Origin of the sequence: Stenotrophomonas acidaminiphila (genome assembly GCF_014109845.1) — a bacterium.
In the GTDB taxonomy this organism is placed as follows: Bacteria; Pseudomonadota; Gammaproteobacteria; order Xanthomonadales; family Xanthomonadaceae; genus Stenotrophomonas; species Stenotrophomonas acidaminiphila.
In genome coordinates this window covers 109,733-136,318 of the sequence record NZ_CP043567.1, presented here as the reverse complement: position 1 = coordinate 136,318, position 26,586 = coordinate 109,733, and the positions used below count along the sequence as shown (strand labels likewise).

Below are 26,586 nucleotides of genomic sequence, written 5' to 3'. Positions count from 1 at the left end.
TGACGCGCGTGGCGATCTAGTCTTTGCACATGCTAGGCATGTGCGCGCAACATCCCAGAGCGGATCACCAGCAGGCTGATGGCGCTGTATCGAGACAAGGACGTTAGTCACGATCACTCCAGTTGCAGTCTACGTTAGTGCCTCCCGTAGGATTCCGTTCCAGCTACTTGGTAGGCTCAGATCATTTAGCTACCCTGTAGCTCGCAATCGAATGGGGAAGTCATGAAGCGGTTTCGTATGGGGGAGCTGTACCGGTATGCACGCCCCACGCTGCCCGAGGAGCCGGTGATTGATGGGCTGCCTAACTTCCACTACGTCGTCGCAGACCCCGGGCAGCCTACGCTGCAGCTGGAGCGGGGAATCAACGCCCCTAGCGCCACGCGCGCTGTAGACGGGGAGCGGCTCGCGGTCATCTTGCTCTCTAGTAATGAGCACAAGCGCGGCTCGGCAGAGAACCCGTGGCACGATACCTTGGCGCCGGACGAGGGTTTCGCCAGGTACTTTGGCGACAACAAGCTGCCGGATGTTGACCCCGGTACGACGCTGGGCAACCGGACATTGCTGCGTCAGTTCGATCTTCATACATCGCCGGACCGTGCCAAGCGCGAGCGTGCAGCGCCCATTCTCCTGTTCCGCTCCTCGCGTAAGGGGTTCAAAGAATTTGCGGGGCTGGGGCTGATCACCGGCGCTCAACGGGTTACGCAGTTCTCGGAACAGAACGGGGGCTTCTTTACCAACTATCTGTTCGACCTGGCGATCTTGTCCTTAACGAAGGAGGACGAGAGCTTGCCGATGCTTTGGATCAGCGACCGCCGCAATCCGAAACATGACGCAATGGTTGCTAACGCCTATGCGCCGAGGGCTTGGCAGCAATGGGTGAAGTACGGAAGCCCGGAGATCGAGCGCATAAAGCGGCGTGTTGCGCGCTATCACATTGTGCGCAGGCAGGACCAAGTAATGCCGGCGAGCTCGACAATCGGCAAAACGTTGGACACCGTGTATCGCTTCTATGAAGGGAAGAAGCACCGATTCGAGGCGCTTGCTAGTCTCGCTTGTGAGTCCATGGTCCGCGGTACAGGCGCTGGCTATAGGCGAGGATGGCTAACCCGTGGAACGGGGGATGGGGGCTTGGACTTTGTGGGCCGTATCGACATCGGCGAGGGCACTTGGGGAACGAAGCTAGTGGTGCTGGGACAGGCCAAGTGCGAAAAGGTCGATACGCCTACCGGCGGTGTTCATATCGCCCGCACCGTGGCGAGGCTTCGTCGCGGGTGGGTAGGTGCTTACGTTACGACCTCGTTCTTCTCCGAGGCTGTGCAGCGTGAGGTCCATGACGATCAGTACCCGGTCATCTTGCTCAATGGCGCGAGCTTGGCTGGCGAAGTCGCCAAGATGCGGCTTGCGGGCGGCTTCGCAAGCGATCAGCAGTTCTTGGAGCATGTAGATGCGGGGTACGAAGACCAAGTGAGCAGCCGGCGACCCGAAGAAGTGCTTTGGGATTAATAGCCGCGGCAGCTCATCAGGCAACCGCAGTCACGCCTTCGAAAGGTGGCGGGCATTGGCTGGTGAATCACAGTTGCGTCGGCGACATCCAGTCAACGTCTACCCGTTGTAGATCGTAGTCTTCCCCGTACTGCAGAGCGGCGTCGTGCGGACGAAGGTCTGCATAGCGGGCTAAGTCCGTATCACCCATGCCAGCTTCTGCATGATCAATCAGAAAGTAACGCTTCAACGCGGTATCAAAGTCCTGCAGCCAATTCGGATCAACGTTGCATTTCATGTCGGTTTTCCTGGTGGCGATGCGACGATTGTGTCCGTTGTCATCTCGGTGGCTGCGACGAGTCGTCGGCTATCCGGCGCTATCTGCTGTTGCATGTCGGAAGCACCGCGCGGCCATGCCGTGCATGTGATGCGTAGCTGTGGGTCCATGCTGTTGGGGTAAATGCGGAGGCTTTCCAAGAGCGTGTCATTGTTGCTGATGACGTGGTCAATCCAGCGCAGGTGGGCCACCTCGTAAGCGGTGTGGCGTTCGATCCAGCGCTTCGTCTGGCTGAGCTGTCGTTGTTCCCCATCAATTGCAGCGCGCCCCATACGCCGGCCGGTTGCCGCTGGCGACGGCTTCGGCCTCCGTTGCGTACCGGCCTTGTTTGGTGGCGCCGTAGTAGCGCGTGCCGGGGCAGTGATAGACATGCGAGCCGGTATTGATCCAGACGCGCGTAGTGGTGGCGGGCGCGGCGTGGGTGGCCGATTGCGTGAGCTGCTGGATGGCCTGCTGCCGGCCGGCTGCGGCCTCGCCGGGTGTGCAGGTGCGGCCATAGGCGGCGCGGTATCCATGCTGCGCTGCCTCGCGCTCGGACATGAAGCGGCCGCGTTTGGTGGCACCGTAATATTGCCCGCCGGGGCAGTGGTAAACGCCGGTGCTGGTGTTCACCCAGACGTCGGCCGCTGCCGCCGGCAGGGCCCAGGCCAGCAGGAACAGCAGGGCCAGTAACAGGGCGAGCTGCTTTGGTTGGTTCGTGGTGTTGGCCATGTCCCTGCCTGTCATCGCAAAAGGGGCACCGCAACAGTCGAAGAAACACTATTTGTGGCTACTCGCCGTCCTGTGCGTTGGCTTCGGCCAGGAGCAGTTCGTAGGCCTGCACGCGGACGCGGAGGTTGATCAGGTGCCAGGAGAGCGCGTAGGCAAGGAAGATTGCGAACGCCAGGAGGCCTTGCACCAAGGTGATGTTGGCAAACGCGTTCCAGCTGCCCCAGCGCCAGTCCTTGAACTGCAGGTACAGCGCCACGAGCAGCGGCAGTATCCCCAGCCGTTCCATTCCACCGGTGAACAAGCCCAGGCGCTCGTGCATCGTGGTTCGCCGGTCACGTACGTAGCGCAGACGCCGACGGCGCTGTTCTAGTGGAAATGCGCGCAACTGCTGGACCAGTTGCTGGTACTGCGTATATCCCTCCTCGATCTCCCGCGCGTGTTCGCGGCGAGCGTCCCAGAACTGGCGCCAATCCCGACGTATCTGCAGGCACGTGGATGTGCCAAGCCCCAAGACTTCCACGGCGAGGCCCGACAGGGCGGCGATAACCCCGGCCTTCCCTGAAAGAACACTGCCCAGCAACATGGCCAGCCCGGCACCGGCGATGCCGATGATCAGCGACCAGCGTTCCCAGGGGCCGGCTTTGGTGCCACCCGTTCGCGCCAGATAGTCATCCAGTGCCGCGTTGAGCGCGGGGAAGCTGACTTCCTGCAGGGCAATCGCCGCATGGGCCGTGGGTGCCACCGTTGCGGTGGGCGTATTGGGTGCTGTTGGCGCGGGAACGGTATCCATACGATTCCTGGGGCATAAGCTGCCCCACACCATGCCCGATTGCCCCTGGTGGGTCGAGGTCTGCACAGGGCTGGCCCCGCCCGCGGTTGCGCATGAGGCTGCCGCGGGCGGGTCGGTACGGCTTGGGTATGGACCGGTTTCTTTACGATTCCCGGTCGATCAATTCGGAACGGAAACCGTGTAACGGGTTGTTTGGAAAGGCGTAAGCGGGTAACGCCCGCCTGGGTTTCTTTACGATTCTGGAATGATAAATCGTGCGATGCCGCCCCCTCACGAATGCGCGGCACCGGGCGTTCCTTCCTGCCGCGCCGCCTTCTTCCACGCCTGCAGGCCGCTGGCTGCCAGCGCCACGAACACCAGGTACAGCGCCGCGGTGGCGTGCAGCGATTTCACCGCGTACATGCCCACGTAGACCACGTCCACAATGATCCACAGCCACCAGGTGGCGGTGTGGCGGCGCGCCTGCCACCACTGCGCCACCAGGCTGAGCGCGGCGAGCATGGCGTCCAGCCAGGGCAGGGCGGCGTTGGTCCAGGTGTGCATGGCCGCGCCCAGGGCCAGGCCGAAGGCCACGCCCACGGCCAGGTGGAGGGCGCCGGTGCGTGCGGCCAGCGGGGCGATGGCGACGCGGCCGTCGGGCTTGTCCTGGCGGTGCCAGGTGGCCCAGCCGTAGGCCAGGAACGCGGCGAACGCGCCCTGCAGCAGCATGTCCGAGTACAGCCGCGCCTGGAAGAACACCAGCGCGTACAGGCCCACCGACACCAGCCCCACCGGCCAGGCCAGCATGCGCCGCTGTGCCATCAGCCACACGCCCAGGGCGCTGGCGATGACCGCGGACCATTCCAGAAGTGCCGGGCTCATAGCGCCAGGGTCACCGTCAGCCGCGCCTGGCGCGGGGCACCCGGGAACAGGTAGTAGTCGCCCGAGCTGCTGCCGGTGTCGCGCCAGTAGAAGCGGTTGAACACGTTGTCCACGCTCAGGTTCCAGTCCAGTGCGCGGCCGTGCAGTTCATGCCGGAAGCGCAGGCCGGCATCGACCACATTGTAGGCAGGCGCGCGCACGCGGCCGTCGGCGGTGGCGACGTTGGACGAGGCGTAGCGCCAGCCACCGGTGACGCCCAGCCCGGGCACGAACGGCAGTGCGTAGTCGGCATGCACGCTGGCGCGGGTGGTGGGCACGTTGATCAGCGGGTGGCCTTCGTAGGCTGGCGTGCCGGTGTCGCGCGCACGCGCGCGCAGCACGCTGGCGCTGGCGGTGAGCTGCAGCGCGTCGCCAATGCGCCCGCGTGCGCTCAGTTCCAGCCCGGTGTGGGTCTGCTGGCCTTCCTGCACGAAGGTGTAGCCGTAGTCGCTGGCGTCCGGCTTGGCGTACTGGAACGGCCGACTGATGCGGAACAGCGCCGCGCCCAGGCTCAACGCATCGGTGGGCGCGTACTTGGCGCCCACTTCCAGCTGGCGCGACAGCACCGACGGCAGGAAGCTGCCTTCGTTGCTGGTCCAGAACGGTGCCTCCTGGCCCAGGGCAATGCCGCGTACGTAGCTGGCGTACAGGTTGAGCTGCGCGTTGGCGCTCCAGATCAGCGCGGTCTGCGGCAGGAAGCGCGAGACGCGGCTGTCGCGCTCGGGGTTGCCGCGCTTGTCCCAGGCGCGCTCGTCCAGGCGCACGAAGCGGCCGCCGGCCAGCCACTGCCAGTCGTCGGCCAGCTGCATGCGGTCCAGCACGAACAGCGCCTTCTGGCGGCTGTCCACGCGCCGCACCGAGGGGCCCGGCTGCAGCGGCGAGGGGTCGAACTGCGGCACCGCGTCGTCGTGGATGTTGCCGGTGCCGACGTATTCGTTGACGTTGCGGCGCTTGTCCACCGAGCGGCGGAAGTAGTCGGTGCCGAGCACCAGCTGGTGCCCGACGGCGCCGGTGGCGAAGCGGCCGCGCAGTTCGGCGCGCAGCTGCTGGTTGCGGCGGGTGTCGTCGGGGCTGCGGTAGTCGTAGATGTCGTAGTCGCCGTTGGGCGCGAAGTAATTGCCCGGCACGCTGCCGTCCCAGCAGGCTTCGGCGTAGTAACAGCCGTAGGCGAAGGCGACGTTGTCGTCGATCACCGAGCGGCTGTGGCTGGCGGACACGCGCGACTGCCATGCGGGGCTGAAGTCGTAGGTGTGCAGTGCGCTGAGGTTGGTGCTGTCGATGCCCACCGGCTGCTGCCAGCGCTGGTAGCCCAGCATCTGCGTGCGGTCCACGTGCTGCGGCAGCATGCTGGCGCCCAGCAGCTGGTAGCCCGAGGCCGAGCGCTGCGCGCTGGTCTGGTAGTTGGCGTCCACCTCGAGCTTGGCGCGCTCGCCGATCAGCCAGTCGGTGGCCAGCGCGTAGAAGTTGCGGCGGCCGTCGGCATGGTCGATGTAGGAGTGGTTGTCGTCCCAGGCGGCATTGAAGCGCACGCCGATGCGCGGCGTCAGCCAGTGGCCCACGTCCACCGCGGCGTAGCGCGAGCCTTCGGCGTCGGTGCCCAGGGTGACATTGCGTACCTCGGCCGGGCGCTTGCCCACGTAGTTGATGACGCCGCCCGGGGCGATCACGCCGGCGGCCAGCCCGGCCTCGCCCTTGAGGATTTCAACCTGCTGCACGTTCTCCAGCGCCAGCCGCTGTTCGCCGGCGATGCTCAGGCCGTTGAAGCGGTAGCCGGTGGCGGTGTCCAGCGCGAAGCCGCGGATGGCGATGTTCTGGTAGTAGCCCACCGGGGCATAGCTGTCGCCCAGCGAGGCATCGTTGTCGGCCAGTTCGGACAACGTACGCACCACGCGGCGGTCGAGCAGCCCGCGGTCCAGCACGCTGATCGAGGCCGGGATGTTCTTCCAGTCGCCACTGCCGAAGCTGTTGGACTGGGTGTCCCTGGCGCCGGGCTGCTTGGCCTGCACGCGCACGGCATCGAGCTCGGTGGGCGAGCGGTCGGCGGCGGTGTCCAGGGCACGGGCGTGCAGCGGCAGGGCCGCGGCCAGCGCGGCGGTCAACAGCGAAAGGGTATGGCAGCGGTTCATTCGTTTCGTCATCAGCCGTAGGGGGAGACGAAGCGAAGGCGCGCACGCGCGACCGGCCACGAAGGCGGTGTGCCTGCTGCTCAAAGCTCCCTACGCCGGTGCAAACCGGATCAGGTTCCAAGGGACTCTCTCAGCCTGGACAAGCCCAGGCACCCCCGCTTCAGGCCGGTATTTGACCACAAATGCCGCGGTTTGGCCCATGGGTGGGTGGAGCGGGCCTCGCCGGGCTGGGGGCCTGGCATTTCGTGGAAGCGAGGCTGTGGCCCTGCATGGGGCCTTCCCGCCAAAGCCCCGTGCATGCAGCCAAGGCGCCGGATGGCCCTGCCAACAGGATTGGGCGCCGCCAGTGGTTGGATGCGGTAAGAGCGCTCGCGGACTGAGGAGCTGACTACTGGCGGAGATCGGCCCGTTGTGGACGTTCAACTTTGGAATCAAGCCGACTCGCGAAGCGAGTTCGCCTTCAATGAACAGTTAGTTCACATGCTAGGGGAGCTGCACTTGCGACCCGTACAGGACCTCACCTGCTTGGACTCGTAGCTCAACATCCGCAATGCGCTGATAGACCCTGCGCCAGTGCCGAACCGAATGCACCAATAGTGGCAGGCCGAACAGAAGGTAGGTGACGGCTGCTAGAAAAATAGCCGAAGAAACCTCGCTAGGATGCAGCCAAAGCCATGCCGCGACTACGAAAGCACTAAAGATGACTCCGCCCACAGCTGCGACAAGAATTGACCGTGAACGCATGGCCGATACGACCTTGTGGACATCCGAGAGATCATTGAGCGATATGCGATCGGAGCTGTCCATGCGGCCTAACTCTGGAATTAGACCGAGCCCCGGAGCGGGTTCGGCTTGAATGAACTGTTAGCTGTTATTGCCGGAAGGCAACTGCTTGTCATACCAGGCCTCTGAATGTACGTCTTTCTTAGCCGCGGCTATCAAGGACTCTAGCTGCGCAACGGCTATACGAACAGGACGGCCACATACTGTCAGCTCCAGTGCCAGTGACTCATCCGCCGGATCAGCTACAAAGCTCGCGAAGTAATGTTTTTCCCCGGAGATATCACAAGAGAGCTCAAGCTGCATTCCCTCCCCATGCATCCCGGCCCATTGGGTACTGATTGTTGGATAAGACGCTGAATTGTTGCTCATAACAGCTAACGCCTGAATTAGGCCGCGCCGCGAAGTGGCGTCGGCTTGAATGAATGGTTAGGTGCCAAGGCTGGCAAGTGCAAACACAAAAGCAACCGAGCCTGCGCCAAGTAAACCGTAGGTAGCCCAGAGAGGCATGCCCTGGCCAAATGAGAAGGCAACGTATCCCCCCCGCGGGTCTCTCCCGGAGAGGATAGACACTATGAAGATGGCCAGAAGTGGCAAAACAGACGCGAGGCCGAAACCAAGCCCGAGTGGTCGCCAGTCGGTGTTGTCGAAGCCGCCGATCCGATACAGGGCGACACCGAAGATAAGGCCGAGAAAGAAGAGAGTGTTGGCCGTCCAGATAGCAGGACGATGTTGCCGAAGAAGCGCGTCGCGTGACTTTCCGTTGTGCCTTGAAGGTAGCCGACGAGACCAGCGAGAGGTGAGCCATGTGGCAATGATGCCACCAGCCACACCGCTAAGAACTGGACGTATCGACTCAAATTCCATTGGCACCCAACTACCTAATAGACGGACCCACGGGTCCGGTTATGCGACTTGTCTACAAAGCACCCTATGGCGAGCTTTTCTCTTGCGATACCTCGATCTTAGGGTGGCTTGGTTCGGCTAACAAGCCAGCGTATAGCCGGAGCCACCGGTGGGCTCAGTTATCAAGGCAAGCTCGTTCCGGTAGAAGTACAGATGTCCGCCTTGGGTCGCTTGCTGCCGGCGCAGTTAAAGGACGCCATGCTCAGTTCGTTGGTATCGCCGGCCAGTTCAGCCGGCGTCGGTGTTCGATCAACTCGACTGGGAATGTCCAGCCAACCGGCATTCCATAACCTTATGCTGGGCAAGCCCGGCACTTGCGGGCGCGGGTTCCCGCAGCGCCGCGCTCCAAGGGGCAGGTTTGCCTTGCATGGTCCGCACTCCGTAGATGCGGGGTTTGCCCCGCATGCGGATTCAGGCGGCCGCGTGCAGTGCGGCCAGCAGCGCCTGGCCGTGCGCGCTGCCGAACCATTGCGCATGGCCGAGCAGGAACGGCTGCCAGGCCACGTCGGCGTTGGCGGTGGAGCCGGTGACGCCTTCGAAGTACTCCACTTCCGACAGCGCGAAGTCCAGCTGCACCACCGGCAGCAGGTCGGCCAGCAGGTGCACGCGCGTGGGCGACAGCGGCAGCAGCTGGCGGTAGCCGTCGAGCAGCGCCAGTGCGATGTCGATGCGCACGGCCTGCGCGCCGCGTTCCAGCTCCAGCCAGGCCACCGCATTGCGTTCGATGGCGGTGGCCAGGTCGAACAGCGCGCTGGTGGGCGAGGCCAGGCCGAAGTCGAGCACGGTGCTCACCGTGTCGCCCTGCCAGAGCAGGTTGGAAACGTGCCAGTCGTTGTGCGCCCACAGCCGCGGTTCGTCGCGCAGGCGCTCGGCCAGGCCCGCATGCCAGGGCAGTACGATCCCGCGTAGTTGGTCTTCCCACGGAATGCGCGCCAGGTAGCGGGCAAGGCCGGGGCGGTTGCCCAGGTCGGCGGTGAGCGCGGCGATGGGGTCGTGGCTGCGGATCAGGTCGTCGCGCGCCACCAGCAGGTGGGTGCCGCGCTGCGGGGCGTGGTAGCGGGCGGCAGCGTGGTGCAGGCGCGCCAGCATGCGCCCGGCGTCGCGTGCCTGGGCGACGTTGGTCAACGGCGTCCACGACACCGCGTCGCGGTACAGGTCCTCGCCGTTGCCCGGTGTGTGCAGTTCGTAGGTCCAGCCGTCGTGTTCGACCGCGGTGGCGCCGTCGCGGTCGCGCAGCACCTGCACCACCGGCACGCCAGCGGCGGCCAGGTGGGCGATGAAGCGGTGTTCCTCGCCCAGCGTGGCCGCGTCGCGCACGCTGTGGTGGTGGCGCTTGACGAACACGCGCCCGGCCGCGCCCTCGACCAGCGCCGCGGCCGACAGCGGTCGCGGGCTGTGCCACAGCGCGGCGGTCGCGCCATGCAGTTGCGGGAAGCGCCCCGCCAGCCATGCGATCTCGCGCGGGCTGATGGCGGGCCAGTCGGCCGGCACCTCGTCGTTGTTGAGGCCCTGGACGCGGTGGGAGGAAGCGGTCATGGACGGGACAGCCGGTAATGCGGGGGGAGTGCGGGGCGACAGGGTAGCGCGCGGCGCGCCGTCGGGCGCCTGGGGGGCAGGAATACGACCGTGCGGTGCAATCGGGCCTGGACGCCGGGGACCGTGTTGTCCGGTGTAGGAGGTTGCCGCACAGGGCTGTAGGAAAACTACGTGCAGTAGCGTCGGCGATCAGCTTTTGCGCGACTTGCCGCGCCTGTATTCCTTGATCAGTTCCGCCAGCGCGTCGTCCTCGGCGAAGAAGTACGCCACCGGCAGGTCGAGCACTTCGGCGATGCGCTGCAGGGTCTGCAGGTCGGGCTGGTGTACGCCGGTTTCATAGCGGTTTACGCGGGTGCTGGCGACGAAATCATCCAGTCCGGCCTTGATGCCGAGATTGCGCTGCGAGATGCCATAGGTCTCCCGCGCTTCGCGCAGACGCACGCTGTAGACGGGGAGCTCTCTCTTTTCGGACAAGGCCGTGTACGTCCCGGGCTTCGGTGAACGAAAGCTTCCGGATGGGCGCTTGACACCGATACTACGTTAAACGTAGTGTGCGCATCGGGTTAATGAATGAACGCTTCGCGTGCATGCGCTTCCACCCCCTCGGGTGGAGCGCGACGCGGTACGGCAGGGCGACGGCGCCGGGGGTAACGCACAGGCCACGCCCGGGCACGGCATCGGGAACACCACGAAGGAATTGCCAGCACGGCCGACGGGCTCCGTCTGTGACCGGACACGTTGTGACGGAACACGTCGTGATGGAGCGCGTTGTCATGGAACGCGCCCGCCCGTGGCCGGCCCGGTGTGCCCTGCGCCTGCGTCCCTGCACGGACCGCACCCCCGAGTACCCACCCTGGAAACCAAAGGACGCCGCATGAAGACCCGTGCTTTACGCAACGCCATTTCCATCGCCCTGTTCGCCACGCTGCATGGCCATGCAGCCACGCTCCCGAACGCGGAACCGTTAGCGGGCAGCCCCGATGCGGATGCGCAGCAGGACAGCGCGCAGCGCGAGGACGCCGAGGGGCAGGGCGCCGTGGCCGCGGGCACGCCACCGGTGCAGGACGCGGCCGCGACCGAACTGGAGACGGTGACCGTCACCGGTACCCGGCTGCGGGGCGGCATCACGCCCTCGCCGGTGATCGCCATCGGCAGCGAGCGGATCCGCCAGGAAGGTTTCAGCACGCTGGGCGAGGTGGTGCGCAGCCTGCCGCAGAACTTCAACGGCGGGCAGAACCCGGGGGTCGTCAGCGCGACCGGCTCGGGCAACATGTACAACCAGAACGCAGGCGGCGGCTCCAGCCTCAACCTGCGCGGGATCGGCCCGGACGCGACCTTGACCCTGCTCAACGGCCGGCGCCTGGCCTACGGTGGGTTGATGCAGGCGGTGGACATCAGCGCCATCCCGGTGGCCGCAGTGGAGCGCGTGGACATCGTTGCCGACGGCGCATCGGCGATCTACGGCTCGGACGCGGTGGCTGGCGTCGGCAACGTGATCCTGAAGCGCGACATGGAAGGGGCGGTGCTCAGCGCCCGCTATGGACGCGCGGGCGGCGGTGGCCTGGACACGCGCGAGTACGACGCCACCGCCGGCACGACATGGAAGGACGGCGGCCTGATCGCGACCTTCCGCGATACCCGCGTCGACCCGATCGATGCCGGCGAGCGCTCGTACACGCAGCACATGGCGCGGCCTTTCGTGCTTTACCCCGGCGGCAGCACGCACAGTGGGCTGGTGAGCGCCTACCAATGGCTGGGCGAAAGGACCGAACTGCGCCTGGATGCGCTGCGCACCGAGCGCGACCAGGTCTACTACCAGACCGGTCGCGGGCTCCATTACGACCAGCGCTCGGACAGCACGGCGTGGTTCCTGGCGCCGTCGCTGGAGGTCGGGCTGGCGCACGGCTGGACCCTGCAGGCCGGTGCGGTGCGGGCCCGCGACGAGAACATCGGCCGGGCGTGGTTGGTCGTCGATGCCGGTGGCGACCCACGCCAGGTATCGGGCGTGTGCCGCTGCAACGAAAGCCGCTCGTATGAAATCGGCGCCGAAGGGCCGCTGCTGGCGCTGGACGCGGGCGAGGTGCGGCTGGCGGTGGGTGCCGGCTACCGCAGCAACGAACTGCTGAACCGCAATCTGCTGTCCAATGCGCAGGCGCGCAGCCAGGACAGCAGCCGCTTCGCCTATGCGGAAGCGAACGTGCCGCTGCTCGGTGCGGGAACGGCGGCACCGGCGCGGCGGCTGGAACTGACCGCCGCCGCAAGGATGGAGGATTACGACAGCTTCGGCCGGGTGACCACGCCCAAGCTGGGGCTGCTCTATGCACCGGGCCGCGACGTCACGTTCAAGGCATCGTGGGGCCGGTCGTTCAAGGCGCCGACGCTGAACGAGCGCTACGGCAGCCTGGTGGCCTACCTGGTGCCGCCGACGATGATCGGCGGCACGGGGTACGGTGCCGGCGACGCGGTGCTGTTGTCGTGGGGCAGCAACCCGCGGCTCGGCCCGGAACGGGCGACCACGCGCACCGTGTCGCTGGCCTTCCACCCGGACCGCGTGCCCGGCCTGCAGGCGGACCTGACCTGGTTCGACATCGATTACCGCGAGCGCGTGGTGCAGCCGTTCGCCGCCTTCGGCCAGGTGCTGAGCGATCCGGCGGTGGCCGAGTTCCTCGAGTTCTCGCCCACGCTGGAGCAGCAGGCCGCCCTGCTTGCCACCTACTCCGGCGGTTTCTACAACTGGACCGGCAAGCCCTACGACCCCGCCACCGTGGTGGTCATCGGGCGGGGCGAGTACGTCAACGCGCGCACGCAGCGGATCAAGGGGCTCGATCTTTCCGGCGCATACGGGCGCGCGCTGGGCCGCGGCCGCCTGGACCTGCGCGGTTCGGCGAGCTGGCTGGACAGCACCCAGCAGAACACGCCGGGGCAGGCGCCATTCGACCTGGCCGGCACCATTTTCTATCCGGCCAGACTGCGCGGCCGGCTGGGGCTGGTGTGGAACGACGGCGGGTTCACCGCGTCCTCGTTCGCCAACTACACCGGGGGCGCGACCTATCCGGCGTTGCGCCAGGACCTGGCCTCGTTCACCACCTTCGACCTGGCCCTGCAGTACTCCACCGCCCGGCGCAACAACACCCGCGCCGGCTTCGAGGTGGCGCTGTCGGTGCAGAACCTGCTCGATCGCGCACCGCCGCTGTACCGGCCCGCGGCGGCGACCGACGTGCCCTACGACTCGACCAACGCGTCGGCGATCGGGCGCTACGCCAGCCTCACCGTATCCCGGCGCTGGTAGGCCGGACGTGGCCCGGACCCATGGGGAGGATCCAACGATGAACCCAGTGATGCGGCGGGCCTGGCAGCTCCTCGCGCCGGTGCTGGCCGGCATGCTGCTCGGCGGCGGGCTGCACGCGCAGGGGGTTTCGCCGCGCCAGCTGGTGGAAGTCAGCGACCTGGGCGAACTGGCGGTCTCGCCCGACGGCAGCCACGTGGCGTTCCGGCTGCAGCGTGCATCGGTCGAGCGCAACACCCACGACACCGCCTGGTACGTGCAGCGCATGGATGCGAGCGCCCCGGCACGCCGGGTGGGCGAGGGCGGCCAGCTGCTGCGCGAATCGGATGGGGCATCGCTCGCCCCGGCCGGCGTGGCGTGGTCGCCGGATGGCCGCTTCATCTACTACCGCGCGCTGCTCGATGGCCGCGTCGCGGTGTGGCGGGCCCGTGCCGATGGTTCGGACGCGCGTGCGCTGACGCGCGACCCGGCCGACGTGCGCAGCTTCCGGCTCGCTGCCGATGGCCGGTCGCTGCGCTACAGCGTCGGCGCCACCCGCCAGCAGGTGCGCGACGCCGAGCAGGCCGAGTACGACCGTGGCATCCACATCGACCAGACCGTACCGCTGGGCCAGCCATTGTTCCGCTCGGGGTATCTCGACCGGCGCGGCTCCACGCAGCGCCTGCTCGGCAGCGACGTGATCCGCTCGCCGTTGCTGGCTGGCGCTGCCGACCGCTGGCGCGAGATCGCGCTGGCGACGGGGCAGGTACGGGACGTGGCCGGCGAGGACACCGCGTCGGCGTCGCCGCCGGGCTGGGTGGCGGCGTTCACGCCCTGGAAGCTGGCATGGGATGCGCATGCCCGCCGCGCCGCGATGCTGGTGCACGTGGGCGGGTGGCAGGGCGTGGGGCCGCGGCCGGACGTCGAGCTTGTGGTGGCCACGGGCAAGGGCAGGCGGCCGCTGCGCTGCCGCGATGCGCTGTGCACCGGGCAGCCGATCACCCGCGTGCAGTGGCGGCCCGGGCACGACGAGGTGGTGTTCACGCTGACCGACCCGGACGACAGCCAGGCCCAGTCCATCTTCCGCTGGGACATCGCCACCGGCCGGGTGGTCCTGGTGGTCCGCACCCCCGGGCTGGTGAACGGCGGGCGCGCGGCACCCGGCGGTTGCGGTGCGTCGGCCGCGGCGCTGGTGTGCGTCGCCGCGGACGCGCGCCATCCGCCGCGGTTGGAGCGGATCGATCTGGAGTCGGGTGCCAGGCAGGTGCTGTTCGATCCGAATGCGGCGTTGGCGGCGGAAATGGCGCACGTGCCGGTACAGCGCCTGCACTGGCAGGACGCGACGGGGCGCCGGTTCAACGGGCTGTACTTCCCGGCCCGCCGCGCAGGCCATGGCCGGCCGCCGCTGTTCCTGACGTATTACCGGTGCACGGGCTTCGTCCGCGGCGGGGTCGGCGACGAGTGGCCGCTGGCGACCCTGGCCGATCGTGGCATCTCGGCGCTGTGCATCAATGCGCCGCCGAGCGTGCAGGACGCGGTCACCCGGTTCGAGACCGGCCGCCTGGCCATCGAGAGCGTCATCGACCTGTTGTCGTCGCGTGGGGAAATCGATCGCGACAGCGTCGGCATGGGCGGGCTCAGCTACGGCACCGAGGTGACGGTGTGGATGGCGATGAACACGGACAGGCTGGCGGCCGCGTCGGTCAGCAGCATCGCCTTTTCCCCGCTCGCGTACACGCTGATGAGCCTGTCCGGCGATACGTTCTTCTCGCGCCTGCGCACCTACTGGCAGCTGGGCGACCCGGAAACGACGGCCGCGCAATGGAAACGCCTGTCGCCGGTGTTCAACCTGCAGCGGGTCGACGTGCCGGTACTGATGCAGCTGCCGGAGCAGGAGTACCTGCACACGCTCGACTATGCGGTTCCGCTGATCCGGGATGCGCGTGCGGACCTGTACGTCTACCCGAACGAAGCGCACCAGAAGTTCCAGCCCCGGCACAAGCTGGCCGTGTACGAGCGCAACCTGGACTGGTTCCGGTTCTGGCTGCAGGGCATCGAGGACCCGCACCCGTCCAAGGCCGGGCAATACGCGCGCTGGCGGGTGATGGCCGCCAGGCAGGGTGCAGGGGACCGGGGGAACGCGCGTCGCTAGGACTGATGCCGTGCCCAGTTCTCCACCGCGCACAGCTCCAGGATGCGGCCGATGGAGCGGTCGCGCGGGCTGGGCTCGCGTTCGAAGCAGCGCTCCAGCGAGGCACCGTCCACGATGCCCTGCGCGTGCAGCATGCCGTCGAGCAGGAACTCGCGCAGGCGCGGCCGGTGCCGGGCGTGCAGCGCGCCGATGTAGCCGGCGAAGGAGCCCTTGCTGCGGCGCGCGAGGATCGCCTGCGGAAGGACGTCCACGTATGCCTGGCGCACCAGCGAGCGGTTCTGCGCGCCGGCGATCCACATCCAGCTGGGCGCGCGCAGGGTTGCTTCCATCACCGGTTGCGACAGCAGTGGCAGCCGCAGGTGCGCGCGCATCGCCCGGGGCGCGGACTCCCTGTATATCTGGGTGGCGGCCAGGGCGAAGATCCGTTCGCGTTCGCCGGGAAGCGCATGCCCGGGCAGGTCCAGCCAGGGGTGAAGATCGGGCGCGCAGGGGGCACGCGCGGGCGCGATGAATTCGTCCGTGGGCCTGCAGGGCGGCCCGGGAGCGCGTAGCTGCCTGCGCAATGCGAGCCTGCCTGCCTTCCAGACGGTGCACTGGTGCAATCCGGCCAGGTCGCGGATCGCGCGCATCGCCTGCGCCGCGCCCCGTTGCCGGAAGGCATCCACCGCCGGGGCGGCCGAGGTCAGGTAGCAGAAGACGGTGTCGCCACCACCGCCGGAGAAGAAGCTGGTGGCGCCATGGCGGTGCCGGGCCTGTTCCATGATGGCGTCGGTGGCGTGCTGCAGCATTCCCACCCGCGGCGTCGCGGTCCATGGCGCAACGTCGAAATCGTGCGCCACCGATTCCAGGCCCATGACCTGCGCATCCAGCGGTGCGCCGATGAGGGCCGCCACCTGGCTGGCGTAACGCCGCTCGTCCGCGCCCGGCACTGGCGTCACCAGCGTGCAGCATGCCACCGCGGCACTGGTGTCTTTCAGGCTGATGCCGACGACCGATGAATCCAGCCCGCCGGAAAGTTCGAGCAGGATCGACCGGTCGACGCCGGCCCAGGCGCGGGTGACCATGCCGACCGCGGCGCGCACGGCGTCGGCTGCCTCACGCGCACTGGCGTACGGATCCTGCCGGTTGATGACGTCCCAGGGCGACCATTGCGCGTGCAGGGTGGTGCGCCCTCCCTGCACGTCCATGCGCGTGCCGGGGAGCAGTTCGCGGATGCCGGCCAGTCCGGTGCACGCGGTCTTGATGTCCGGGTACAGCAGCCGCTGCCCGATGGCATCCCAGTCGATGCGCCTGCGGTAGCAGCCCAGGCGCACGGGCAGTTCCACGTCCGAGGCGACGAAGCCGCTGCCATCGGCGATGCGATGGAGGCAGGGCATCCCGCCCTCGGGGTCGCGCTGGAAGGTGAGGCGGTCGGCGCGCGTGGGATCCGCCTGGACGATGAGGTAGGCGCCCCAGCAGTTGTCCAGGATGTGCCGGCGCAGATCGCCAGGGGTGGGGCAGGGCGGAAACTGCCGCGCATGCGTCAGCGGCGTGCCGCTTTGCGAAAAGACATGGCCCAGCACCAGGCCTTGCCCCGGCAGTACGATCACCGGCGTGTCCGCGCTGGCATACAGCGTGCAGCCGGTGGTTGGCCGGTGGCATTGCATGCGCAGCGGGTGCAGCCGATGCGTGGCTTCATCGATGGAAGGCGCCTGGGCGCCAGCGGCCGGGTGCAGCAGCGCGAGGTACCGGTATGCCATCACACCACCCGTATCGGGGTGTGGGCACAGGCGTTGCCGACGGTGTCGTTCACGACCAGGTGCCGCGCCTGGACCCAGCAATGCGCCGACAGCGGATTGGCCATGACCCCGAACACCAGGTGCGCGAACAGGCCGTGCCTGGACAGGTACCGGACCAGGGCGATCGAATCGGGCAGGCAGCGCGTGGCAGCGGGAACATACAGGCGGGCGTTGCGGAATGCGCCGGCCGCAGCGCACAGGCGCTGCAGCAGGGCAGGGGACAGGCCGGCATGGGGCGGGCCGGCACGATCGCGGCGGTAGGCCACCATCGCCGCCAGCGTGTCCTTGAGCGTGCGGTGTTTCAGCTGCAGGCGTACCGTGCAGACATCACGTAGGACCCCCAGCGGCAGCGCGCGGCCGCCTGGCGGGCCGTGCGGCGCACGCTCCATCGCGCTTTCGGAGGGGGGATCGAGGGTCGCCGCGCCCGCCGTGGCATCCGGCGACGCCTGCTCCGCAGCCGGCGCGATGCCGCGCGCAACCAGCATCCGCGCAGCGGCCGCCGCAAGCGGCGCCCCGTCGAGATGCGCGAGGAACGCCTGTTCGGTCGTCGCGGGCAGCCTGAAATAGCGGTCGCCGGCCAGATCGAGGAAGAGCGGGTGGCCGTCGATCAGGCAGTAGGACAGGTCGGGGTCGATGCAGGCGTGCATGGGTGCGTCCTCGGAAAGAAGAGGGGCGCACCTGGCGGTGCGCCCCGTGTGTCACTCTTCGGAAATACCCGGCACGGGTTCGCCGCCCATCGGCTCGTTGCCCTGCAGGATGCCCTGGGTCTCGACGCTGGCGACGCCGAGCACGATCACTTCGTCGGCGTGGACGCCGGTGTTGTCGTTGCGGTTCATCGTTGCCTCTCCTGTGGTTGCGCCATGGCCGTTCCATGGCGAGCGCCAGCCTGTGAGGCAGTGGATTTGATTTTCAAATGATTATTGCGTTGCCAGGCGATGATTATCCGAAGACGTGCCGGCGGTCATGGATCGGGTGGGTGCAGCAGCACGCCATGGCGCGCAGGCGCAGGGCAGCGCCGCATCGCACGGGCCCGCGCGCATGCGGACGCCGTGGCCGGAATGCCGCGGCTACAGGTGCCGGTCGCGGTGGTCGACGAGAAAGGCCACGATCCGCGGCACCAGTTGTTTGCGGCGTGCGTGGTAGCCGCGCACGGCGGCTTTCAGCGCCGGCATGTCGCGGTTCTGCCAGTGGCCGCTGAGCCTGGCCAGTTCGTCGCCGACATGGTCGATCAGCCCGCGCTTGGCGCGGCGCACCGGCGCCAGCCGGTCGTTGCCCTGTCTGACCGCGTCGTGCAGGGGGCGGAATCCGGATGCGCCGGCGATCGCGTCGAACAGCTGCCAGGTTCCCTTGACCAGGTCCTCGCGGCTGTACAGGGCCGCGCCCACCGGTTCGCGCGGCGGGCCGTCGGTCGCGTTGGCCCCCAGCTCGCAGGCCCTCAGCAGCAGGTGCTCCATCCAGTCGTAGAGGTCGCGCAGGGCGACTTCGGTGAGCAGCGGCACATGCAGCCCGTTGCGGGCATGATCATCGATGAGCCCTTCGCCGACCAGGCGGTGCAGTGCGAACCGCACGGGCGTGGGGCTGGTGTTGAATTCCTCGGCCAGCGTGCCCGGATCGATCCGCTGCCCGGGCAGGTAGCGCCCCGACTGCAACGCGCGCCGGACCTGGCGGTAGAGCAATGCGCTCTTGGAGTGGTTCGCGCACATGGCCGAACTCCCTGTCTGCGTATGGCGTCCTTTCCCGCACCGATAGTACAGGAGCCGCCCGCATGCCCCGCAGTGCGTCCGCCGGCGTGCCGGCGCGGCCACCGCCATGCGCCGCCGGCGGCAGCGGCAACTGGCATCATGCCTCCATGCCGCCCAGCCTCGACCAGCTCCGTCGTTACGCCATCGCCCGAACGCTGTTCACGCCGACCACGTTGATGCGTGCGATAGACCGGCTCGGCTTCGTCCAGGCCGATCCCATCCGCGCGCCGGCGCGGGCCCAGGACCTGACCCTGCGCCACCGGGTCAGGGCGTACCGTGCCGGCGACCTGGAACGGCGCTACCCGCGCCTGCCGCTGGAAGAGGACTTCTTCGTCAACTACGGTTTCCTGCCGCGCGCGCACCAGGCGCTGATGCATCCGCGCAAGGCGCGCGTGGCATGGACGCCGGCACGCTGGAAGCAGGCGCATGCGGTGCGCGAGTTCGTCGCCGCACGCGGTGCGGTGCATCCGCGCGAGGTCGATGCCCATTTCGCCCACGGCAAGACCACCAACTGGTTCGGCGGCTCGTCCAATGCCAGCACGCAGCTGCTCGACGGCATGCACTACCGCGGCCTGCTGCGGGTGGCGCGGCGCGACGGCGGCACCCGCGTGTATGCGGTGCGCGAGGATGCGCCACCGGTGGCGGCGCGGGAGATCGACGCGCGGCTGGATGCGCTGATCGACCTGATCGTGGGTACTTACGCACCGCTGCCGGCGGCCAGCCTCCGGCAGCTGGTCGGCTACCTCGGCAACGGCGTTCCGCAGTGGCGCGATGCGTGCCGGCCGGCGCTGCTGCGCGCCCGCCAGCGCCTGCAGTGCGCGCAGGTGGATGGCGTGGACTGGCTGTGGCCCGATGCCGAACGCGTGCAGAGCCGGCGCTGGCAGGCCGACGCGCAGGTGCGCCTGTTGACCCCGTTCGACCCGGTGGTGTGGGACCGCCGCCGCTTCGAACTGCTGTGGGGCTGGAGCTACCGCTTCGAGGCCTACACCCCGGCGCCGAAGCGCAAGCTCGGCTACTACGCGATGCCGTTGCTGTGGCGCGAGCACGTGATCGGGTGGGGCAACCTGTCGGTGCTGGCCGGTACGCTGCAGGCGCAGCTGCACTACGTGGCGGGCCGGCCGCCGCAGGATGCCGCCTTCGATGCGGCGCTGGAGGCGGAGCTGGCGCGGATGACGGCGTTTCTGGGACTCGAGGGCTGAGCCGCGGCCGGTTGTCGATGCGCGCCGCTGCGCACCTGCGTGCAGCGCCCATGCAGCCTGGTGCGGTGGGGCCGGCAGCAGCCTGGCGCTGATCGATGGCCAGCCCGATGCGTCCGATGCACCCGGCGCGGCCATCGCGCGCCCGTGCCCGTCGCCCTGCGAAACGACCTCGGCGCCGGGTGCGGAGCGCCGCCGTGATGCATGCCATCGTGCACTCGACGCCATCGCCGTTCTTGCCTATGGTCGGCGCTTCGGCAAACGGGGGGGGAACGCGAATGCGCGTCGGGTATCTGCTGGGGATGTGGCTGGTCGCGGCAAGTCTGCAGGCGGCCGAGCCGGTGGCGACGGTGCGGGTGGACTTCGACCGCAATGGCGTCACCGCCACCCAGGTGCACGGCATGGCCGATGTCGCCGCCGGGCGCGCGGTCAGTGCCGACGATCCGGTGCGGATCGCGTCGATCTCCAAGCTGGTCACCGCGCTGGGGGTGATGCGCATGGTCGAGGCCGGGCAACTGGACCTGGACGCCGACGTGTCACGTTGGCTCGGCTGGCCGCTGCGCCACCCGCAGTTCCCGGATACGCCCATCACCCTGCGCCTGCTGCTGTCGCACCGCGCCGGCCTCACCGATGCCGCCGGCTACTACGCGGTGCCGCTGGGCGGGCAGCTGCGCGAGGTGCTGGACGACCCGCGCGCCTGGGATCCGGTGCATGCGCCGGGCACGTATTTCCGTTACGCCAACATCGATTTCCCGCTCGTCGCCTCGGTGATGGAGAAGGCCAGCGGCGAGCGCTTCGACCGGCTGATGCAGCGCCTGGTACTGCAGCCGCTCGGCATCGCCGCCTGCTACAACTGGGCCAGCTGCGACGATGCCAGCGTGGCGCGCGCGGTGGTGCTGTACGACGCCGCCCAGCAGCCGGTGCGCGACGACAACCGCGGGCGTCGCCCGGATTGCCCGGTAGTGGCCGCGGCCGACGGCAGCTGTGAGCTGGGCCGCTGGCGCGCCGGCGACAACGGTGCGCTGTTCGCACCGCAGGGTGGGCTGCGCATTTCCGGCAACGGCCTGGCCAGGATCGGGCGGCTGCTGCTGGGCGAGGGCGAGGTCGATGGCGTGCGCCTGCTGCGCGCCGAATCCGTGCGCGAACTGGCGCGTCCGCAGTGGACCTATGCGCCGGGCGACGGCATGACCACCGAAGAGGACGACAGCGGCCAGGGGGGCGAGGGCTTCTTCTGCCGCTATGGGCTGGCGATGCAGACCCTGGCCACGCCGGTGAAGGGCTGCCGCGACGATCCGTTCGGCGATGGCGTGGCGCGCATCGGCCATTCCGGCTCGGCGTACGGGTTGCTGTCGGGGCTGTGGGTCGACCCGGCCAGCGGCACCGGCGTGGCGTTCTTCGCCACCGGCCTGCCGGACGCGCGCAAGGGCGGGCACTCGGCGTTCTCCGCGGTCGAGGAACGCCTGGTCAAGCCGTGAGGCGCGGCGTCGTTGCGTGCGATCAGGCGGGCCGGGCGCCACGCAGGTAGTCGAGCAGTTGGCTGATGCCGCCGACGGCCAGCTCCACCCAGATCGCGAGCACCACGCACAGCGTTGCGGCGCCCAGCAGCCAGCGCTGCCGCCGGCTGCCCAGCCGCCGCGCGGCATACGCATGACCCAGCCCGGCCCCGAACAACAGCGCCGCCATCACCACGAAGTCGAGCGGGCCCCAGTGCCAGCCCTGGCCGGCGGGCAGGTGGCGGTCGCGCACGGACAGGGCCAGTGGTATCAGGAGCAGCAGGCCGGTGCCGATCGCCGGCCGGATCGCGAGGTGGTTCACGTCGTACTCCATGGGTGATGGGTGGGCCTGCAGCATTGGCCCGCTGCGCGGAGCCTCGATGGGGGCGCGGTGAAGCCATGGTGAAGCCGGAACCGCCGGGCCAGGCGCGGCCGCGCCGGTGTGCCGGGGGAGGCGTGGCCTGGATCCGCGCCAGGCCTTCGGGGCGCTGAATTAATCCTTGAAAATCAATAGTCTGAAGAAAATCCCCGCGGCACTGCTAGCCTGTGCCCATTACCGGGAGGAAAACGCCATGACCATCGGATCGCAGTTGGACATCGACGGCCTGCAACGCATCGGCCGGCTGGTCGCGCGGGTGCGCGAGGAAATGCTCGCCGCCGCCTGCCCCGGCATGACCACCGGCGAGCTCGACTTGATCGGCGAGCGCCTGCTCGCCGCGCACGGCGCGCAGCCGGCGCCGCGCCTGACCCTTGGCTTCCCCGGCGCGACCTGCATCAGCGTCAACGAAGAGGCCGCCCACGGCGTGCCGGGCGCGCGCGTGCTGGCCGCCGGCGACGTGGTCAACGTGGATGTCTCGGCCGAACTGGGCGGCTACTTCGCCGACACCGGCGGTACCCGCGTGCTGCCCACGGCCGCGGCGCGCGACCTGCGCCTGTGCCACGCCGCACGCAGCGCGCTGGCCAACGCGCTGAAGGTCGCGCGTGCCGGGCAGCCGCTCAACCGGATTGGTGCGGCGATCGAGCGCACCGCGCGCCAGGCCGGCTTCCGCGTGATCGAGAACCTGGGCAGCCACGGGGTCGGCCGCGCGCTGCACGAGGAACCGGACCACATTCCCGGCTACCACGACCCGCACGACACGCGGCGGCTGCATGAGGGCATGGTCATCACCATCGAGCCGTTCCTGTCCACCCGCAGCCGCGTGGTCGAGGAAGGCGACGACGGCTGGACCCTGAGCGGCGCGCCCGGCAACCGCTCGGCGCAGTACGAGCACACGCTGATCGTCACCCGTGGCGAACCGATCGTGGTGACGCTGCACTGAGCACTGAGCACTGAGCACTGGGCACGGCACGCGGCATCGACGCGGCGTGCACGCGCCGGCGGCGAGGGTGGCGGTGTTCCCCCTGCACCCCCTGTCCGGCATGAGCGAGCCGCCGCTGCGTACCCCGGATGGCCGTTACCTGGTGGTACGTGGCCGGCTGTGGCGTGCGACCGACCCGGCGCTGCCGGAGGAGCAGCGGCAGGCGGCGCTGCGGCAGCTGATGGCCGCGCGCCGCGAGGTGGGGCGGGCACGCCGCGCGGGAGACCGCCAGGCGCTGGCGCGGGCCGGCGAAGCGGTCGATGCGGCCAAGCGCGCGCTCGGCGAGCGCGGCCCGGTGTGGTGGGCCGATGGCGCGCCGGACTACAACCGCCACCTGGCCAGGAACACGCCCTATGCGGCGTGGCATGCGCAGGCGCCGGCCGCCGGAGCGGCGCCGGCGGATGACTGAAGACCGGGGCGCGGCGGCGTGCGCCCGCGGCGCCGCCTCAGTGCTGGTCGGGATGGGCCTGCCAGTCCGCCTGGCCGGCGGCCAGGGTCCAGCCGATCAGCTCGCCGGTGGTGCGCCCCAGCGCGGTCTCGAAGGCGGTGGTCACGCTGGCCACGGTGGTGTCGGCGGCAGGCTCGGCGACGAGGAACGTGCGCGAGGCGACCACGCGCTGGTCCAGGCTGTGGATCAGCTTGGCATTGAGCTCGATGGTCGCGGCCGGGCGCGCGTTGCCGGCGTAGTCCGATTCGAACCGGCGCAGGTCGATGGCGAGCTTGTAGTCCGAGCGGATGCCGGTGGCGATGCGCGCCACCGCGCCGATCCGGCCGGAATCCTCGAAGCCGCGCAGCAGCGCGTCTTCGAGCATGTCGGTGGCCGGCTGCGACCAGGTCGCGCCGCGGTACACCTCCAGCTCGCCGGGGGTCGGCCGCACGTTGATGCGCGGGCTGTCCACCAGGCGCGCGGCGGCGGGCTTGGCCACGGCCAGCTGCCAGTCCACCCGCGGCCACGACGGGTCCACGGCCACCCGCGCCTGCGGTGCGTAGATGGTGATCGGGTGGCGGTCGCCGCTGGCCAGCACCGAGCAGCCGGCGAGGGCCAGGACGCAGAGGGGGGCGAGCAGTCGCATCGACGGGAAGCGCTTCATTTGGGTTCGAACTCCTTCGGTGCATCGCGGCCGAGCAGGTAGCGCGCCGGGTTGTTCTCGAGGCGGTCGCTGACCCGGCGCAGGTCGCGGATCAGCCCCCGCAGCTCGGTCAGGGTCGGGCCCAGCTGGGCCAGGCCGTCGTTGGCGAAACTGTTGATGGCGGCGCGGTTCTCGCCAAGGATGGCATTGGCGTTGCCGGCCGCCGAATCGAGCTTGGCGAGGCTGGCGTCGAGCTTGTCCAGCGTGGCCGGCAACTGCCGCACCACGTTCTCGTCGAGATGCTGGATGGTGCCGTTGGCGGTGGCCAGGGTGGTATTGAGGTTGCGCGCGGCGTCGCGCGCCTCCAGCAGCAGTGCACGGGTGCCCTGGTCGCGGTCGGCCAGGCCGCCGCTGACGGTCTCCAGGTGCGCCAGGGTGTTGGAGATGCGCTCCACGTTCTGGTCGCTGAGCAGCTGGTCCATGCGCTCGACCACGCGGTTGGCCACGTCGGTGATGTTCTGCAGCGCCGACGGCGAGGTCTGGATGGTGGGCACCGCCTCGCGGTCGACCGTGGTCAGCGCCGGCGCCTGCGGGCTGCCGCCGCTGAGCTGGATGATGGCCGGGCCGGTGATGCTGGTGATGGCCAGCTTGGCGCGGGTATCGGTCCTGACCGGCGTGGTCGAGTTCAGCCGCAGCCTGGCGATCACCTTGCGCGGGTCGTCCGGCGCCAGCGACAGGTCGGTGATCGAGCCGACCGAGATGCCGTTGTACTGCACCGGGCTGCCGACCGACAGGCCGGTCACCGCTTCGTCGAACACGACGCGGTATTCCTGCCAGGTGCGGTCGGAGGAGTATTTGGCCGCCCACAGCCCGAACCCGAGCAGGGCCAGCGAGACGATGAGGGTGAAGGCGCCGATCAGGACGTAGTGGGCTTTGGTTTCCATGGCTCAGGCATGCTCGGGCGGGAGGCCGCGCGCGGCGCGGGCGCGGGGGCCGTGGAAGTACTCGCGGATCCACGGGTGGTCGAGGCGTTCGATCTCGGGCAGCGGCGCGGCGGCGACCACCTTGTGGTCGGCCAGCACCGCCACCCGGTCGCAGATGGCGTAGAGCGTGTCCAGGTCGTGGGTGATCAGGAACACGGTCAGGCCCAGCGCCTCCTGCAGGGTCTTGATCAGGCGGTCGAAGGCGGCCGCGCCGATCGGGTCCAGGCCGGCGGTGGGCTCGTCCAGGAACAGCAGCGGCGGGTCCAGCGCCAGCGCGCGCGCCAGCCCGGCGCGCTTGCGCATGCCGCCGGACAGCTGCGAGGGCAGCTTGTCCAGGGCATCGGCCGGCAGCCCGGCGAGCTTGACCTTCAGCAGCGCCAGTTCGTAGTGCCAGCGCTCGGGCAGCTCCGGGTGGTGCTCCTTCAGCGGCACCTGCACGTTCTCGCCGACGGTGAGCGAGGAGAACAGCGCGCCGTCCTGGAACAGCACCCCGGTGTTGCGCTCGACGTGCAGGCGCGCGGCCGCGTCGTCCGAGCGCGCGTCCACGCCCAGCACTTCGATCTGCCCGGCGTCGGGCGTGCGCAGGCCGAGGATGGAGCGCATCAGCACCGACTTGCCGGTGCCCGAGCCGCCGACCACGCCGAGGATCTCGCCGCGGCGCACGTCCAGGTCCAGGCCGTCGTGCACGGTCTGGCTGCCGAAGCGGTTGACCAGCCCGCGCACGCGGATGGCCAGTTCATCGTCGCCGCCCATGGTCCGCGAGGGAATCGCCATCGTGCCGTCCCCTTACCAGTCCATGTGCATGAACCACAACGCGGCCAGCGCGTCGAGGACGATGACCAGCGAGATCGTCTGCACCACGCTGGAAGTGGTGCGCTCGCCCACCGACTGCGCCGTGCCCTGCACCTTGAGCCCTTCCAGGCAGCCGATCAGGGCGATGATCAGCGCGAACACCGGGGCCTTGGACAGGCCCACCAGCAGGTGCCGCAGCTGCATGGTGTCGTGCATGCGGGCGATGTACATCTGCGGCGGGATGCCCAGGTCGAACGCGCCCACGGTGACGCCGCCGGCCAGGCCGGCGACCATGGCGATGAAGGTCAGCAGCGGCAGCATCACCACCAGCGCCAGCACCCGCGGCAGCACCAGCAGGTCGATCGGGTCCAGGCCCAGGGTCTGGATCGCGTCGATCTCCTCGCGCGCCTTCATCGCGCCGATCTGCGCGGTGAACGCGCTGGCGGTGCGCCCGGCCAGCACGATGGCGGTCAGCAGCACGCCGAACTCGCGCAGGAAGGCGATGTTGACCAGCTCGACCACGTATATCTCGGCGCCGAAGTCGCGCAGGATGGTCGAGCCGAGGAAGGCGATCACCGCGCCGACCAGGTAGGCCAGCAGCGCGATCAGCGGCACCGCGTCCAGCCCCACCTCTTCCATCTGGTGCACGGTGGCGGTCAGGCGCAGGCGCCGGGGCTGCCGCAGCAGCCGCGCCAGCTTGGCCAGGTTCTCGCCGAAGAAGCCCAGCAGCACGCCGATGTTGGCGCCGATGGCATGCACCGAGCGGCCGAGCCGCTCCAGCGCCGCGGCCACGCCGTAGTCGCGCTGCGGCGGCGGGCGCTCGTCGGCGACCTCGTCGATGGTGCAGACCAGCGCGCGGTGCTCCTCGCGGAACAGCAGCGCGTCGTCGCGCAACCCGGCGCTGCGCGAATACCGCAGCAGCTGCAGCACGCCGGCCGAATCGAGCTGGTCGATGCCGCGCGCGTCCATTCCGCGCACCTGCGCATGGATGCCGCCCAGCACCCGCGCCGATTGCAGGGCGGTGGACAAGGTCCAGCTGCCCGACAGCCTGAGTTGGCCGTCGACGTCCGGGTCCATCGCGCAGTGGGGCGGTTCGGCGTTCTTCATGGGGGCGTCCGGCGCCGAGCATACCCTGTCGCCCCGTCGCGGGCCCATGAAGCGATCAAGCCGGCGCACTTCCGGGTGATAC

The 26,586-nt window shown here is 68.9% G+C and carries 24 protein-coding genes and 1 riboswitch; of the genes, 7 read left to right on the top strand and 17 right to left on the bottom strand.

The features are described 5' to 3' along the window. Window positions 1-222 precede the first annotated feature (222 nt). Complete coding sequence (locus tag F0P95_RS00830; RefSeq protein ID WP_232528721.1) at window positions 223-1,503, top strand: restriction endonuclease; 1,281 nt, start codon at window positions 223-225, stop codon at window positions 1,501-1,503. A gap of 67 nt (window positions 1,504-1,570) precedes the next feature. Here F0P95_RS00830 and F0P95_RS00825 read toward each other — a convergent pair whose 3' ends face one another. The 8 genes from F0P95_RS00825 to F0P95_RS00790 all read right to left on the bottom strand — a co-directional run bounded on the left by F0P95_RS00825 (window position 1,571) and on the right by F0P95_RS00790 (window position 10,042). Next, complete coding sequence (locus F0P95_RS00825; protein ID WP_182335338.1) at window positions 1,571-1,780, bottom strand: hypothetical protein; 210 nt, start codon at window positions 1,778-1,780, stop codon at window positions 1,571-1,573. A 291-nt stretch (window positions 1,781-2,071) separates the two neighbouring features. After that, the gene (locus tag F0P95_RS17440) at window positions 2,072-2,530 is read right to left on the bottom strand and encodes a hypothetical protein (protein WP_182335337.1); all 459 of its coding nucleotides are present in this window, start codon (window positions 2,528-2,530) and stop codon (window positions 2,072-2,074) included. Between the two features lie 58 nt (window positions 2,531-2,588). Continuing rightward, window positions 2,589-3,320: a hypothetical protein gene (locus F0P95_RS00815; RefSeq protein ID WP_232528720.1), complete on the bottom strand. Its 732-nt coding sequence runs from the start codon at window positions 3,318-3,320 to the stop codon at window positions 2,589-2,591. Window positions 3,321-3,590: 270 nt separating this feature from the next. After that, a complete protein-coding gene (gene pnuC / locus F0P95_RS00810; protein ID WP_182335336.1) occupies window positions 3,591-4,181 on the bottom strand; it encodes a nicotinamide riboside transporter PnuC in 591 nt (196 codons plus the stop codon). Continuing rightward, window positions 4,178-6,346, bottom strand: coding sequence for a TonB-dependent siderophore receptor (locus tag F0P95_RS00805; RefSeq protein WP_182335335.1), 2,169 nt, complete (start codon window positions 6,344-6,346; stop codon window positions 4,178-4,180). Before F0P95_RS00805 ends, pnuC begins: the two co-directional genes overlap by 4 nt. A gap of 70 nt (window positions 6,347-6,416) precedes the next feature. Then, window positions 6,417-6,513, bottom strand: a riboswitch (TPP riboswitch). Window positions 6,514-7,210: 697 nt separating this feature from the next. Next, the gene (locus F0P95_RS00800) at window positions 7,211-7,498 is read right to left on the bottom strand and encodes a hypothetical protein (protein ID WP_182335334.1); all 288 of its coding nucleotides are present in this window, start codon (window positions 7,496-7,498) and stop codon (window positions 7,211-7,213) included. 945 nt (window positions 7,499-8,443) lie between these two features. Then, a complete protein-coding gene (locus tag F0P95_RS00795) occupies window positions 8,444-9,568 on the bottom strand; it encodes a phosphotransferase enzyme family protein (RefSeq protein ID WP_182335333.1) in 1,125 nt (374 codons plus the stop codon). A 189-nt stretch (window positions 9,569-9,757) separates the two neighbouring features. After that, the gene (locus F0P95_RS00790) at window positions 9,758-10,042 is read right to left on the bottom strand and encodes a helix-turn-helix domain-containing protein (RefSeq protein WP_054667693.1); all 285 of its coding nucleotides are present in this window, start codon (window positions 10,040-10,042) and stop codon (window positions 9,758-9,760) included. 400 nt (window positions 10,043-10,442) lie between these two features. Here F0P95_RS00790 and F0P95_RS00785 point away from each other — a divergent pair, with 400 nt between their 5' ends. After that, window positions 10,443-12,857 carry a TonB-dependent receptor plug domain-containing protein gene (locus F0P95_RS00785; protein WP_182335332.1) on the top strand — a complete coding sequence of 805 codons (2,415 nt, stop codon included), beginning with the start codon at window positions 10,443-10,445 and terminating at the stop codon, window positions 12,855-12,857. Between the two features lie 37 nt (window positions 12,858-12,894). Continuing rightward, the gene (locus F0P95_RS00780; RefSeq protein ID WP_182335331.1) at window positions 12,895-14,985 is read left to right on the top strand and encodes an Atxe2 family lasso peptide isopeptidase; all 2,091 of its coding nucleotides are present in this window, start codon (window positions 12,895-12,897) and stop codon (window positions 14,983-14,985) included. On the opposite strand, the gene F0P95_RS00775 is transcribed toward F0P95_RS00780, so the two are convergent. The 4 genes from F0P95_RS00775 to F0P95_RS00760 all read right to left on the bottom strand — a co-directional run bounded on the left by F0P95_RS00775 (window position 14,982) and on the right by F0P95_RS00760 (window position 18,466). Then, window positions 14,982-16,724: a lasso peptide isopeptide bond-forming cyclase gene (locus tag F0P95_RS00775; protein WP_182335330.1), complete on the bottom strand. Its 1,743-nt coding sequence runs from the start codon at window positions 16,722-16,724 to the stop codon at window positions 14,982-14,984. The genes F0P95_RS00780 and F0P95_RS00775 overlap by 4 nt on opposite strands. Further along, on the bottom strand, window positions 16,724-17,410 hold the full coding sequence (locus F0P95_RS00770; protein WP_182335329.1) for a lasso peptide biosynthesis B2 protein: 687 nt from the start codon (window positions 17,408-17,410) through the stop codon (window positions 16,724-16,726). The genes F0P95_RS00775 and F0P95_RS00770 overlap by 1 nt, the downstream gene beginning before the upstream one ends. A 51-nt stretch (window positions 17,411-17,461) precedes the next feature. Next, window positions 17,462-17,599 (bottom strand): lasso peptide StcA, encoded by a 138-nt coding sequence (gene stcA / locus F0P95_RS00765; protein WP_152984944.1) that lies wholly within the window; start codon window positions 17,597-17,599, stop codon window positions 17,462-17,464. A 231-nt stretch (window positions 17,600-17,830) separates the two neighbouring features. Continuing rightward, complete coding sequence (locus tag F0P95_RS00760) at window positions 17,831-18,466, bottom strand: GntR family transcriptional regulator (RefSeq protein ID WP_182335328.1); 636 nt, start codon at window positions 18,464-18,466, stop codon at window positions 17,831-17,833. A 146-nt stretch (window positions 18,467-18,612) separates the two neighbouring features. Between F0P95_RS00760 and F0P95_RS00755 the strand changes: the two genes are divergently transcribed. Both F0P95_RS00755 and F0P95_RS00750 read left to right on the top strand, forming a co-directional pair. Next, window positions 18,613-19,704: a DNA glycosylase AlkZ-like family protein gene (locus F0P95_RS00755; RefSeq protein ID WP_182336643.1), complete on the top strand. Its 1,092-nt coding sequence runs from the start codon at window positions 18,613-18,615 to the stop codon at window positions 19,702-19,704. Between the two features lie 275 nt (window positions 19,705-19,979). Next, complete coding sequence (locus tag F0P95_RS00750; RefSeq protein ID WP_232528719.1) at window positions 19,980-21,176, top strand: serine hydrolase domain-containing protein; 1,197 nt, start codon at window positions 19,980-19,982, stop codon at window positions 21,174-21,176. A 22-nt stretch (window positions 21,177-21,198) separates the two neighbouring features. On the opposite strand, the gene F0P95_RS00745 is transcribed toward F0P95_RS00750, so the two are convergent. Then, window positions 21,199-21,516 (bottom strand): hypothetical protein, encoded by a 318-nt coding sequence (locus F0P95_RS00745; RefSeq protein WP_182335327.1) that lies wholly within the window; start codon window positions 21,514-21,516, stop codon window positions 21,199-21,201. A gap of 250 nt (window positions 21,517-21,766) precedes the next feature. On the opposite strand from F0P95_RS00745, the gene map reads away from it, so the two are divergent. Then, window positions 21,767-22,513, top strand: coding sequence for a type I methionyl aminopeptidase (gene map, locus F0P95_RS00740; RefSeq protein WP_182335326.1), 747 nt, complete (start codon window positions 21,767-21,769; stop codon window positions 22,511-22,513). Between the two features lie 100 nt (window positions 22,514-22,613). Beyond that, entirely contained in the window at window positions 22,614-22,961 is a 348-nt protein-coding gene (locus F0P95_RS00735; protein WP_182336639.1) for a hypothetical protein, read from the top strand. Between the two features lie 37 nt (window positions 22,962-22,998). Here the strand turns inward: F0P95_RS00735 and F0P95_RS00730 are convergent, their stop codons facing one another. The 4 genes from F0P95_RS00730 to F0P95_RS00715 are packed head-to-tail and all read right to left on the bottom strand — an operon-like array spanning window position 22,999 to window position 26,504. Next, the gene (locus tag F0P95_RS00730) at window positions 22,999-23,643 is read right to left on the bottom strand and encodes an ABC-type transport auxiliary lipoprotein family protein (RefSeq protein ID WP_056931129.1); all 645 of its coding nucleotides are present in this window, start codon (window positions 23,641-23,643) and stop codon (window positions 22,999-23,001) included. Beyond that, a complete protein-coding gene (locus F0P95_RS00725; protein ID WP_182335325.1) occupies window positions 23,640-24,566 on the bottom strand; it encodes an MlaD family protein in 927 nt (308 codons plus the stop codon). The genes F0P95_RS00730 and F0P95_RS00725 overlap by 4 nt, the downstream gene beginning before the upstream one ends. Before the next feature lie 3 nt (window positions 24,567-24,569). Then, the gene (locus tag F0P95_RS00720) at window positions 24,570-25,379 is read right to left on the bottom strand and encodes an ABC transporter ATP-binding protein (RefSeq protein WP_182335324.1); all 810 of its coding nucleotides are present in this window, start codon (window positions 25,377-25,379) and stop codon (window positions 24,570-24,572) included. A 12-nt stretch (window positions 25,380-25,391) separates the two neighbouring features. Further along, the gene (locus F0P95_RS00715) at window positions 25,392-26,504 is read right to left on the bottom strand and encodes an MlaE family ABC transporter permease (protein WP_182335323.1); all 1,113 of its coding nucleotides are present in this window, start codon (window positions 26,502-26,504) and stop codon (window positions 25,392-25,394) included. Between the last annotated feature and the right edge of the window lie 82 nt (window positions 26,505-26,586).